The organism is Bradyrhizobium sp. UFLA01-814, from assembly GCF_046718885.1.
Classification (GTDB): Bacteria; Pseudomonadota; Alphaproteobacteria; order Rhizobiales; family Xanthobacteraceae; genus Bradyrhizobium; species Bradyrhizobium elkanii.
In genome coordinates this window covers 24,508-37,517 of record NZ_JAQOSR010000004.1, presented here as the reverse complement: position 1 = coordinate 37,517, position 13,010 = coordinate 24,508, and the positions used below count along the sequence as shown (strand labels likewise).

7 protein-coding genes are annotated in these 13,010 nt (G+C 62.5%); 2 read left to right on the top strand and 5 right to left on the bottom strand.

What is annotated here, in order from left to right:
* Positions 1–21 precede the first annotated feature (21 nt).
* Complete coding sequence (locus PMN64_RS02085) at positions 22–885, bottom strand: tetratricopeptide repeat protein (protein WP_411779523.1); 864 nt, start codon at positions 883–885, stop codon at positions 22–24.
* A gap of 37 nt (positions 886–922) precedes the next feature.
* Positions 923–1,576 (bottom strand): FecR domain-containing protein, encoded by a 654-nt coding sequence (locus tag PMN64_RS02080; RefSeq protein WP_411779522.1) that lies wholly within the window; start codon positions 1,574–1,576, stop codon positions 923–925.
* A 445-nt stretch (positions 1,577–2,021) separates the two neighbouring features.
* On the opposite strand from PMN64_RS02080, the gene PMN64_RS02075 reads away from it, so the two are divergent.
* The gene (locus tag PMN64_RS02075; RefSeq protein ID WP_411779520.1) at positions 2,022–6,518 is read left to right on the top strand and encodes a DUF5801 repeats-in-toxin domain-containing protein; all 4,497 of its coding nucleotides are present in this window, start codon (positions 2,022–2,024) and stop codon (positions 6,516–6,518) included.
* A gap of 87 nt (positions 6,519–6,605) precedes the next feature.
* On the opposite strand, the gene PMN64_RS02070 is transcribed toward PMN64_RS02075, so the two are convergent.
* Complete coding sequence (locus PMN64_RS02070; RefSeq protein ID WP_411779519.1) at positions 6,606–8,375, bottom strand: alkaline phosphatase family protein; 1,770 nt, start codon at positions 8,373–8,375, stop codon at positions 6,606–6,608.
* 306 nt (positions 8,376–8,681) lie between these two features.
* On the opposite strand from PMN64_RS02070, the gene PMN64_RS02065 reads away from it, so the two are divergent.
* Positions 8,682–10,112 (top strand): cytochrome c peroxidase, encoded by a 1,431-nt coding sequence (locus PMN64_RS02065; protein ID WP_411779518.1) that lies wholly within the window; start codon positions 8,682–8,684, stop codon positions 10,110–10,112.
* Positions 10,113–10,124: 12 nt separating this feature from the next.
* On the opposite strand, the gene PMN64_RS02060 is transcribed toward PMN64_RS02065, so the two are convergent.
* A complete protein-coding gene (locus PMN64_RS02060; protein WP_411779516.1) occupies positions 10,125–10,811 on the bottom strand; it encodes a hypothetical protein in 687 nt (228 codons plus the stop codon).
* A gap of 120 nt (positions 10,812–10,931) precedes the next feature.
* Positions 10,932–12,983, bottom strand: coding sequence for an alkaline phosphatase family protein (locus PMN64_RS02055; protein WP_411779600.1), 2,052 nt, complete (start codon positions 12,981–12,983; stop codon positions 10,932–10,934).
* Positions 12,984–13,010 lie beyond the last annotated feature (27 nt).

Below are 13,010 nucleotides of genomic sequence, written 5' to 3'. Positions count from 1 at the left end.
AGCCAGCCGGGCCGCACTCGCCTATTGCACGCCGTAGCGCGTGAAATCGTCGCTGATGCTGCCCTGGATCGCCTTGGCTGCCGCGATGTCGATATTGCCGCCGGCCTTGTCGCCCCGCTTCAACTTCGCCAACCCGCGCCCATAGAGTGCGCTTGCGAGCTTGGGATCGATGCGAAGTGCGGAGCTGTAGTCGGCGATCGCCGCGCCAAGCTCGCCGGTCTTTAGATAGATCAGGCCACGCGAGTCATACGTCGCGGCGTTGGCGGGCCCCGATTGAAGGGCCTTGTTGCAATCCTCCAGCGCCGCCTGCAATTCGCCAAGGATGGCCCGGCTCCAGCAGCGTCCGCTCCACACCCCGTCCAGGTTCGGCTTGAGGCGAATGGCCTCATCGTAGTCCTGCACCGCGCGCGCATAATCGTTCTTCTTCAAATAGGCGCCGGCGCGGTTGGCGAAGGCCTCGCCGTAACTCGGGTTGAGCCTGATCGCCTGATCGAAGGCGTCGGTTGCGCGATCATATTCGCGCTTCCTGAGATAGGCCACGCCGCGGTTGTTGAACGGCTTGGTGTAGGTCGGATTGAGCTCGATCGATCGATCAAAATCCCGGATGGCGCCGTCGTAGTCTCCCTTGGCAGCGTAGGCGTTGCCACGGTTGTTGTAGGCGATCGCGAGGCCGGCAGGGGTCATGTCCTGACCCGCATCGATGAGCGCCGTGCAGGCAGCAACGCGCGCGTCGGCCGGTGTGCGATCAAGGCCGCTGCACAATCCGATAGTGCGGAGATAGTTGTCCTTCTTCGGGTTCTGCGCGATCGCAGGCAACGCGGGGAGCGTCGCAACGAGAAGCGATGTCAGGCTGACAATTGCGCCGGCGCTTGCACGAAGTTTCATATCGGGCCTTGCTTGCACGAAACGGGCTGCGCCTGGCCTAGCACCCTCGACAGATGTTCGGATTGAACTTGTGGAGGGTGTTTTGCTCCGGTTGCTGCGGCGTTCGTGTCCCGACCTTCCTGACCTTGCTCTTGCCCTCTTCAACGAGCGTGGCGAACTTCACCGTTCCATCGTCCGATATCTCGATGCGTGGCGTGGTGCCTCGAATGCCCATCGTTGCCACGGGAGTGTCGATCTTCATGTCGCCGGTCTTCGCAATGTTGCCGGCAACGAAGGTGAACGTCCCGTTGGTCAGTTTGAGTAAGGTCGAGTTTGACTTGCCGTTCGGATCGTACACAAACTCGGTCATCGCCATCTTGGCGTTGCTCGACAGATTGAACGAAGTGCCGTCGGTGAAATTGATCCCGACGCGTCCGTCAGCTCCAGTTTGCACCACGTCGCCCAGATAAACGGGGTCGCCAACCTGCGCCTGAGGCAATTTGCCGGGCAGCCCCGCCTGAACGACGACTGCACTCGGATGCTCGATCGTGACCGAACCGGTGGCGGCTACGACCCTTCCGATGAATTTCAATTGAATATTGTCGACCGCGGGCTGGGCCGGTTCGGTTTGCGCCTGCACCTGGCCGGGCGTGAGCGTTGCGAGCGCCAGGACGACGCTTGCAAGCAATTGAACAATCAAATGGATGCGCACGATCCCCTCCTCGAGAAGGCCTTGTCGTGTCGTGGCTCGATGGGTGGTCGGAACCGCCGGGCCGAGACTGCAGGACCTTGAGTGCCAGACGAGTTGTCGCAGACAGGCCTAAATGCCTGACGCAGTTCGACTAAAAATTAATAAGTGGACAATTTGCATGGTAATCATACTATTAATTTTGCGGGGCTGCACGCGCGATAAAGGACAGCTGTGCTGTCATTTTCGTATTGCTCCCCACAGTATTGGAATTCGATTTTTACTGCCGAATTTGGTTTCAATCAGGACGTTTCAGCGGACAAGCCTATGGCTGACGGCGCGGGGTTTTTCGCCGCGTGGCCGAACCAAGCCAAAATAAAAAGACTGCGGCACCACCTCCCGCTCGAACTGCCCAACAGGCAAAAAGCCAATGTCAGTTGCGTCCGGCGTAGAGTTCGGGGACGCGTGCATGGCCGTTTTTGGCCAGCCGCCCCGCGTGGTTGGCACTGTTTGGACGACGATCGGCTGCGGCACGATCGCGCGCGCCCGCGGCATACCGATTCAAATCATAGCTGGCGATCCCGTTCGCCAGGGTGACGTCATCGAGGTCGGAGACGGCGGGCGGATCGAAATCCGCCTGGTCGATGGCAGGGTGCTCAATTTGCCGGCCGGCACCCGGTTGGAGTTGGGCGACATCGCTCAGGACTCCGGTGCGGGCCTGCGGCCGGGCCCGTTCGCAAAAGCCAGAAGCCTCTTCCGCCTCATCGGCAGCCGGCTGGCAGGGTCTGGCGTCCTGACTGCGGACACACCGGTCGGCACCATTCGGGCCAGCGGCCTCGGCATGCTGTCATTGGCCGCCCTGACCTTCTCACTGCTGGAGGACGCCCGGGCCGCGGAGCCGAACGTCACCTTCCTGGACGACGACAACATCAAGTACAAGGACCTCCACCACGGCGTGTTCGAACTCGTGACCAAGGAGGCGATCCCCCGTCACATCATCGTCGAGGATCCCGAAGAAACGGTCGTTCTGAGCAGAAGAGGATCCTCCGTCGGCGTAAACCATGCCACGAATTCCCCTGCGCACATGGAGGAATTACGGGAGGCCCAACAGGAGACGCTTGCCTATTTCGAGAAAGGACCGGCATCGAAAGGGTCCGGCATGCCCGCTCTCGAAGGGGGCCAGCTGCTGCTGCCGATCAATTTTATTCAGCAGTCCCCGCTGTCGCCGGTGCAAGATACGCTCGGGCCGCTGCCGGTGGCGACCTTCGCGAAAAATGATCTCTTCAAGCTGCCGCCGGCTCCGCCGAAGCTGAATCTCGGAGCGGGGCCGACTGAAATCGATACGGTGATATTTGACGACTTCAATGCGGCAAGCGGGACCTTTTCCGCGACCAGCATCAAGGGCGGCGCACTGAAATTCGGCATCAGCGGAGGCGCCACAGGCAATACGGTGCTGGGACAGGCGACATACGACGTGTCGAGCGTCGGTACATTTGGCACGCTCTATCTCAACAGCGCCACCGGAAACTACACCTTCGTTCCGAACAATGGCGCAATCAACGCGCTGAAGGCCAACACGACCCAGAGCTTCGTGATCACGGTCTCGGACGGCTCGCTCTCGGCCAGCGAGAGCTTCGACATCAGCATCCTGGGCGCCGATGACGCCTCCATCATTTCCGGCACCAAGGCCGGCTCGGTGGTGGGTGCGGTCGGCGTCAGTCATGCCTCGCCCGGCCTGCTCATCGCAAAGGGCACGCTCACCGACACCGATGTCGACGATCCCGTCAATACCTTCACCGCCGTGAACGCGCCGACGACAAGCGTTGGTGGCTACGGCTCATTCACGCTGACAACGGCCGGCGTGTGGACCTATACGCTCGACAACGCCAACAGCTCCGTGCAAGCCCTCCATGTCGGCGACACGCTGACCGACAGCTTCACGGTGACCACGATAGGCGGTACCCCGCAGACGGTGACACTCGTCATCCACGGCCCGTTGATCGGGGTCGGAACGGCGCCATCGCTGACATTGAGCGAGACTCATCTGACAGCGACGACGCTGGACGACAACATCGCCGGCTCGGCGCCGGACGCGGCGTTGACGACGACCTCGGGCGAGTTCTCGGCGGCATTCGTCACCGTACCGGGTCTGACGGTCAGCTACGCACTGACGATCACCGGCGGCAACGGTACGGCGTCAGGGCTGATCGACTCGCATACCGGTCTCGCTGACCTGCTGGTTCTGAACGGCAACACCATTGAAGGCCATGTCGGCACAGCAAGCGGAGCGCTCGCGTTCACCATCACGGTTGACCCGGCCACGGGCCGCGTGACCTTCGTCGAGCACCGCGCGGTCGAACAATCGTCGGGTACCAGCCCTGACAGCGGCGAAGGGATCGCGCTGGGGACCGGCCTCGTCAACCTGATCGCGACGGTCACGGAGAGCGACGGCCAGTACCAGGATCTCAGCATCGATCTCGGCAAGCAGCTGACAATCACGGACGATGGCCCGCGCATCGAGGCGGCGGGCACCGCCCCATCGCTGACGCTGAGCGAGACGCATCTGACGGCAACGGCGCTGGACGACCACATCGCGGGCTCGGCACCGGACGCGGCGTTGACGACGACTTCCGCCGATTTCTCGACGGCGTTCACTTCGGTGCAAGGCGCCGATGGCGCGACCATCCGCTACGCGCTGACGATCACCGGCGGCAACGGCACGGCGTCGGGGCTGATCGACTCGCATACCGGCCTCGCTGACCTGCTGGTTCTGAACGGCAACACGATCGAAGGCCGCGTCGGCGCGACCAACGGCACGCTGGCATTCACCATCACGCTTGATCCAGCCACGGGACGCGTGACCTTTACCGACTACCGGCCGGTGGAGCAGCCGCTCGGCACCAGCCCGGACAGCGGCGAAGCCGTATCGCTGGCCGCGGGCATCGTGAGCCTGAACGCCACGATCACGGACAAGGACGGCGACTTCCAGAGCGCCAGCCTCGACCTCGGCACCAAGCTAAGCATCAGCGACGATGGCCCCTGCATCCGGGCCAATTGCACCGCTCCGTCGTTGACGCTGAGCGAGACTCACCTGACGGCAACGGCGCTGGACGACCACATCGCGGGCTCGGCGCCGGACGCCGCGCTGACGAAAATTTCCGCCGATTTCTCGACGGCGTTCACCTCGCTCCAGGGCGCCGACGGCGCGACAACTCACTACGCACTGACGATCAACGGAGGTGACTGCACCCCATCCGGTCTGATCGATTCGCATACCGGCTGCTCCGACGTGCTGGTTCTGAACGGCAACACCATCGAAGGCCATGTCGGCACAGCGAACGGGGCGCTGGCATTCACCATCGCGGTTGATCCGGTCACGGGATGCGTCACCTTCACCGAATATCGCGCGGTGACGCATCCGTCCTGCGACAACCCTGACAGTGGCGAAGCCGTGTCGCTGACCGCCGGCGTCGTCAGCCTGGTTGCCACCATCACGGACAAGGACGGCGACTTCCAGAGCGCATGCATCGACCTCGGCAAGCAACTGACGATCACGGACGATCACCCGACCATTTGCGGCTTCCCGGAGACCTTCGTCGCCGCTCAGGACCATCAGACTGCGACAGGTACCTACGATATTAATTTCGGCGCGGATGGCGATGCCGCGATGTTCGTTGCCATCCACAACGGTCCAGTCGGCTGCACGGGATATGATCTGGCCACGTCATGCCTGGGCAACGGCATTACCGCGGTGCACGTCACCGGACATGGCGATGACTACAACTTCTACTATACGACCCATGAGGTGGGCGGCGGCGTCGAACTCGACGCGTACCTAACCGATTGCGGCGGCAGGCTGGACGATCCTTATTTCAAGTTGCTGATCGATCCGGATGGAACCTTCTGCTTTGATCTCGAGCACGCCGGGCCGTCGAAGGACGTCACCGTCAGCGGCTCGGATTTTGATGCCCCGATCTGCGGTACGCCGTCATTGACTGCTCCGGACGGACAACTGGTGATTACCGGGTCCGACTGCGCCGGCCATCCGCTCGATGTCAAGGCATCGGACTGCGGTATTGCGGTCGGCGACAGCGGACTGCAAATGGACCCGGCCGAGCAGTTGAATCTCGCGTTCACCGAGAAGCAGTCGCAGGTCAGCTTCAATCTCACGGAATGGCAGGGCTACGGCACCGCCGGTGTGATCTTCAAGGTTCTCGATGGCAGCGCCGACGTTCACGACTTCTGCATCGATGTGCCCAGGCCGCTCTGCGGCAGCGCCAGCTTCGTGGTCCAGGAGACATCGGATGCTTCGCTGATCGATACCTACTCCTTTGATGCCACGACGACGACATACACGCTTTACGTTGACAGGTCGTTCAGCCAAGTCCAGGTCGATTACGATCGGGTCGAGGCCGGGTGTCCCACCTTCGCGGTCAACAACATCAGCTATACTGAAAAGACGAGCATCAACGCGGATCTCCTGTTCGATGTGACGGCGGTCGATGCGGACGGCGATTCGGCTTCGACCAACCTTCAGGTCGATATTCAGTGTCACACGGCGGGGATGGACGCCTTCATATTCGCCGCGAGCCCGGACAGCCCCGCGCCGCCGGTCGGCGCCAGCGCTCCAGCGCCCGATGTTAGTCCGATATCAACGAGTGGCCACGAGGACGCGGCGTTATCTCAGGCCATGCTGCCCTTCGTAGACAGCGGAACGACCGGGCAGTCCTTTCATTTCGCGGAGCCTTCGAGCCTTGAACAGCAGGGAGCTGCGTCTCCTCCACAATTCGATCAAAGCCCCACGTGGTTCGGTCACGACGATTCCGCCGGATTTCAGCTGGCACAAGAAGTTGCAGCTGGTGGAACGACGGCAATGGGGCCGGCTATCCCGGCGCAAACAGATTTCTTCCCGGACCATACGCCGGACACCGTCGTGACCCATCCGCTACACGATCTGATCGTGTAGCGATCCCTTCGTGTAGCGATCCTTAGGCGCGTGGCCGGCACTCCGGCCCGCGTCAGATGCTGACGCGGGCCAGAACCGTTTCTCGTGTCAGTGCCAGCCCTCGCCGGCCTTCAGCGCCGCCGAGAGGCTACGGACCGGGCGGGTCACCAGCGGGTCGAGGTCGAAGCGCTTTTCGAGCATCTTGAGGATCGACGTGGTGTCGAAGTCCTCATGCGCGACGCCCGACTTGTTGAAGCGCTTGGCGATCAGGAGCGCCGGAATCCGGGTGCCCGGGCCCCACTGGTCCGCAGCCTTGGCTTCGGCACCATGGCGGTTGAACGGCGGCGGGGGAACGTGATCCCACTGTCCGCCGAACTCGTCATAGGTGATGACGATCAGCGTGTCCTTGCCACCCGGCCCCTCCACGATCGCCTTGACGAGATCGACGAGATGCTGGCTGCCTTCGGACTCGCTGGTGTAGCCCGGATGCTCGTTCTCCTCGCCGATCGGCTTGATGAAGCTGAGCTGCTTCAGCCGGCCGGTCTTGGCCGCCTGGATGAACTCGGCCTCGTCCTTCAGGTGATCCTTGCGGGCCTGCGTTCCGGGAGCGTAGTTGGCGAAGTAGTTAAACGCCTGATGGTGGTACTGGAAATCCACGTCCGGGCAGTTCGGGAACACCGCCGTGGAAACATGGTTCGGATCGGTGCAGGTCGTACCATTGCCGTTGGTCCAGCCCGAAGCGCCGACGTCGCCGTTGGCGTTCGACCAGCCTCCCGAGTACCAGGCCCAATCGACGTGCTTTGCCGACAGCCGATCGCCGATGTTCGGCGTGTGCAGCGGCGGCAGGCGCTTGATGTCGACGGTGCCCGGCGAATAGGGCTGATAGAACGGCTGCGTGGTGTTGATCGCGTAGTCGCCGCAGGCGAGGCCCGCCGGCAGGCCGGCCTGATTGCACTTCGCCGTCAGCTGCGCATCCTTCACGGTCGAGAGCGGCGTGTAGAGCGGCGTGCTGGTCGGCATGCCGTTGGCATCGACGATCGAGTGGAAGTCGTTGGCGCTGCCGTCATTCAGGGCACCGACGAACTGCGGCGCCGCGGCGGCGACCAGGAACTGGTGGTTGAGGAACGAACCGCCGAACGCGCCCTGGAAGAAGCTGTCGGCGATGATGTAGTTCGGCGCGCCGCGACCGTGGAGATAGGTGTAGATGGGCAGTTTCTTGGTGTCGTAATAGCCCATGACCAGGCCCGCCGCGTCGCTGCCGGTCATGTAGCGGTTCTGCCGACCGCCGTTGAGCTGGTACTGCTCGCTGTAGAAGCGGTGCACGATGTCCGCGGTGCAGCCGCCGGGGGCGCCGGTGCCGTTGAGGAAGCCATGGGCCGCGAAAGCGCCGAGCGGCTTCGGGCAGGTGGTGGCCGAGGTCGGAATGAATTCGTTGATCTCGAACGGCTTGTTCTTGAACGCGCTCAGGATCGCGACCGTGCCCGTATTGTCGGTGCAGCTTGTCGGCTGCGGCGACGGAGAGGTCAGGTTGACGTCGTTCTGCAGCAGGCAGGCATAGACGGTCTGGTTGTCCTGCCGAACCTGCAGGGTGTGCGCCGAATCGGCATCGGATGTGCCGTTGATCCGGTCGCGGCCGACATCGCCCCAGTGGCCGTAGAGGTTATCGAAGCTGTGGTTCTCCTGATAGATGACGACGATGTGCTTGTACTGGCGCACGCCTTCATGACCGCGATCACGCAGATCGCGCAGCTCGTCCCTGATCTCGTGCTTGAACTCATCAACGATCTTTTCGACCAAATTCTCTGCGTTTGCTACCGGCGAGATGGCAACGGCGCCAGCAACAACCGCGAGCGCCGGAATGGCTCCCCAAAGCCGCATAGTGCTCTCCTGATTTAGAAAGAAATAGAAATGGAGCTACACGCTATGCAAAACACATTTCGCTGGGATGACTGTTTTTCGACGCGCGCACAAACGCGCGGAAAGATGCTCGCGCACCAACAGACTTTCATGCTGTCAAACGCAGACTGCGTTGCAGTTCGCTGATCGAGCGTCATCAAACCGCAATCAAAATTCGTCTATCCAGTCAGATGGTCATTGATCCTGCCGACAGGAAACTGTCACCTCCGCGACATCTTCCGACGCACGGCAGCGCATATGCATTTGTGACAGGGGCGTTTTCGCGCAATGGCTTGGGATATTCTGGCGTCCGGCTCCGGACAGCATCGTGCGACAGATGCCGATCGCGGCGTCAGATCGGCACGGGTCGCGTGGCTGGCGCTCGTCGTTGCCCTGCTGCCGTTGCGCGCGACGGCGTTCCCGCTCGGCGGCGACCAGACCGTGCTGCCGGCCGGCACCGAATTTTCCGAGGAGGCGCTGGCGCGGCCGCGCGAACTCTTTCATTCCGAAGCCGTCGGCGGGCGAAAGTCCTATTTGGTCAATCTCGGCGATCTCGCGTTCAACTCGCCTTCCGTCCTGGGCGGCAAGGCGCGTCAGGCCGAGATGAGCTGCGGCACCTGTCACGTCAACGGCGCATCGAACCCGAAACTGTTCGTTCCGGGCGCATCCTCCCGCCCCGGCACCTTCGATACGACCAGCCTTGTCTTCAACGCGAAGACGTTCAACAGCATCCTCGATCCGGTCAGGATTCCGAGCCTGCGCGGCGCCCGCTTCCTCGCCCCCTACGGACATGACGGGCGCATCACCTCGCTGCGCGACTTCGTCTATAATGTCATCGTCAATGAATTTTCCGGTCCGAAGCCGCGCGACGAGGTTCTCGACGGCCTCGTCGCCTATATCAACGATATCGATTTCCTCCCCAATCCGAAGATTGCGCCCGGCGGCAGGCTTGCCGCGCAGGCGAGCCTGGCCGAGCGCCGCGGCGAGGCGCTGTTCTTCAAGCCGTTCCCGAAGCAGGCCGAGCTGAGCTGCGCCGGCTGTCATGTCCCGGGTGGAACTTTCAACGACCAGATGCGCCACGACGTCGGATCCGGTGGACTGGTCAAGACCCCCACTTTGCTGAACGCCAACTTCAACGCCCCGTATTTCCACGACGGCCGCTACGACAGCTATGAGCAGGTGGTCGATCATTTCGATCGCGTGTTCGACCTTGAACTGTCGACCCAGGACGCCCAGGACCTTGTGGCCTATCTGAATGCGGTCGGCGACGGCGAACGCCCGTTCGACAAGGACGGCGTTATGCTCCGGATGAAAGAGGTGCTCGAGCTCTCGAGCGTCCTCGAGGTCGCGATCCCGGCTGCCGATACCGCGGTGGTGTCACTGGCCGTGACCGGGGTCGGGGCCGAACTGCGCGAACTGACCGAGCGCATCCCGGACATCAGGAACACTGCAATCGGTGGCAAGGACGAGCGGCTGGCGGCGCGCGCGATCCTGAAGGACCTCGTTCTCACCCTGCGCCGCATCGATCTCGACGTCGCCGCCGGCCGTATCGACGATGCGATGGCTGAGTATCGCAACTTTGCGCAGCTGGTGCACTTCGACGTACCCGTCGCCCTGAAAAAGGCCGAGCCCTGGTCGCTGTTCAACAGCAACGTGCATCAGTCGCACTACACCGCGCTCGGCCGGATCCTGCCGGTAACAAGCCAGCAGTCGCAGTAACGGACGGCGTGCTCACTCCGAAGCCGGCGGCTCAACCCATACGTCGCTCTGCTGGATCCGACGGATCAGCGCTTGCGGGTCGAACTTGCGCAAGCCTGCGGGAATCTCAAACATTTGCGCCGCCTGCGGCTCGTCGCGGATGTGATCGGCAGCGATCACCGTCCCATCCGCGGTCTTGATCCGTACCGGAAATCTGCGCGCGCGGTCGATCCAGCCGACAAAGCTCAAACCGGATGGCGCGGCGATTCGAAAGACGTCGGTATTCTGCCCCGCGATGGCTTCCTCTCCGTCGCGCTGGCAGTGCCACGCCGCGAGATCGACCGGCGCGGACAGCTGCGCCATCGCCAGCCATTGCCGGCAGGGATCATCCGGATCGACCGGAATGAACATTTGGGTGAGCGGGCTCGATTGCCGCGCGTCCATGTAAACCCGTGCCGCCGGACGGACGAAATGGGCCGCGGGCTTGCCCGTATCGATCAGGAAGAAGCCGTCGGGCAGCGCGCTTGTCTCGATCCGTGCTTTTCCGCCGGAGACCCGCAAGGCTCCCATGGCCGCTGCCGTACCGTCCTTGTTCGCGACGAGGTCGGCGGAAAACTGCTGCGCCATGGCCGGAATCGCCGCGCCGGCCAGGATGGCGACGGCAAGCAGGCCGACCGCGACGCTGCTGCTGATCGCGCACGTCTTCTCGTTGCGTTTCATCGCATGTCTCCGGCCGATCAGGTGGTGGGCGGGTAGAACAAGACAGCGCCGACCGAACCATTGGTTCGATCGGCGCCGGGCTCGGATGGAGTCAAGACCTCGCTGTGGGCGAGAGCTTGATCACTCGGTGTAGGACAACGTGACCGGCTTGCTGAAGTCGAACGCGTCGAACATGTCAGACAATGCCGGGCTGTTGGTCGGAACGTACTCGTTGTTCTTCGAGTAGCTCGGGTTCGGCAGGTTGTCGCGGCTGCGGTTCGTGAGCGGCTGGAGAGCCCAGTTGCGTTCGATGAACTTCAGCAGCGAAACGTGGTCGGCGTAGTTGTGGTTGACCTTGCCGCCCGTCGAATAGGGCGAAAGGATCAGGGTCGGAATGCGCGGTCCGTCGCCGAAGAAGTCGATGGACTGCTGGTAGCCGGAGTCCCAATAGCCGCCGGCCTCGTCCCAGGTGATGAAGACCGCGGTTTCAGCCTTCAGCTCCGGGTTATTATCCAGCGAGTTGAGCACGTTCAGGACATAGGCCTCGAACAGATCGACCTTCGAGCTCTGCGGATGACCGTCGAGCAGGCCGTCCGGCTTGCCGAACGACACCGCAGGCAGCGTGTTGTTCTGGATCGCTGTGATCAGATCGGCAGTGTCCTTCATGTGAGCCTGACGCACGGCCGGGTTGGCCATGATCGAGGTCGCATACTGGAACGGATTGCAGATCTGGCAGTAGGCAACGCCGAGCGCGTGCGCCGGATCGGCGACCGCAGCGGCGCTGAGGTTGGGGTTCGACGGATTGGCGGCAACCGCGGCGTTGGAAAGCGCCACGGCGTCGTTAAACGCGCCGCCATAGAACGCCCAGGAGATGTTCTTCTCCATGAGCGCATCGCCGATCGTGGGAACCGACGACGGCGGCACGTTGTTGCCACCCGACAGCGCGCCGTTCGGCAGATAGCCCGGGTTGACGTTGTTGAGCATGTAGTAGTGGTTGGGCTTGCAGTTCGGCTCCGCCGCGTATGGCAGATTGTTGAGGTAGGTGACGATCGGCTTGACGCCCGGCTGGAACACGTCTGAGCAATTGCTCCAATTGCCATCGACGGTGTAGCGGTTGACCGAACCCGCGACCGGATTCGGATTGGCGATCAGGTTGGCCGGCGGCGTCACCGGATTGCCCTTGCCGTCGCTCCAGAAGGCCGCGTCGCCGGTACCGAGCATGAAGTGGTTCGCGCCGGTGCCGCCATGGAACGACTGGTGGAAGTTGTCGCTCAGGGTGAAGCGGTCGGCGAGCATCTTCAGGACCGGAGCCTGCCCCTGCTGGGCGTTGTAGTAGCCCATCGAGTTGGCCATGCTCTTGTTGGACGCCGAATAGGTCGCCATCACGAACGGGAACAAATCGTTCAGGCAGCCCGAATTGTTCTTCTTAGTGGCATTGGCGGCGCTGCAGTCTTCCTGCTGCCAATCCTGATAGAAGCGATGCGTCGAGTCGCCGGTGTAGTCGTCGTCGCTGATCTGCTCACCCTGCAGCTGGAACGGTCCGTTCAGACCGCCGGCGCCGGGAATGCGGGTATCCAGCACATTGGTCGGCAGGCCGCTGAAGCCGGTGGTGAGGATATCGAGATCGGCCGGATCCATGTCCTTCTCGACGCCGGCTTCGGCGATCGTCTTGAACGGAGCGCCGGTGTCGCTCTGCGCGGTCGGCGTGCCGGCCGTGTTCGGCTGCGGCATCGGGTTGGTCGCGTTGTAGGGCGACTTCCCGATCGTCGGTGCGCCGATATAGTACAAGGGCTGGCCCGCGACCGAGGACTGCTGCGCCTGCGCAAAGTTCGGTCCCGGCGTTCCATCCTCGTTGACGATGCCCTTCGACAACAGGTTGGAGATGGTCTGCCCCTTGCCCTTCGGCTTGTAGATACCGAAGGTGTGATCGAGGCCGCGGTTTTCACCGATCAGAATGATGACGTGCTTGATCGGCGACGCGGTCTTCACGCCGTGATCGCCGTCACCATGATGGCCATGGTTCTCGTGCTTCGCACGATCGCCCTCTTCGTGCGCCTGGTGATTGTGATGCGGACGCTTGTCCCAATCACTGCGGCCGCCCGGATAGTGAGCGGCATATGCGGCTGTTGCGACGAGCACCGTTGACGCGATGCAGAGCGCGGTGCTGGTTCGCCAGTGCTTTTTGTAATTCAAACTCATTGTCGACCTCAGGGTGTTTGC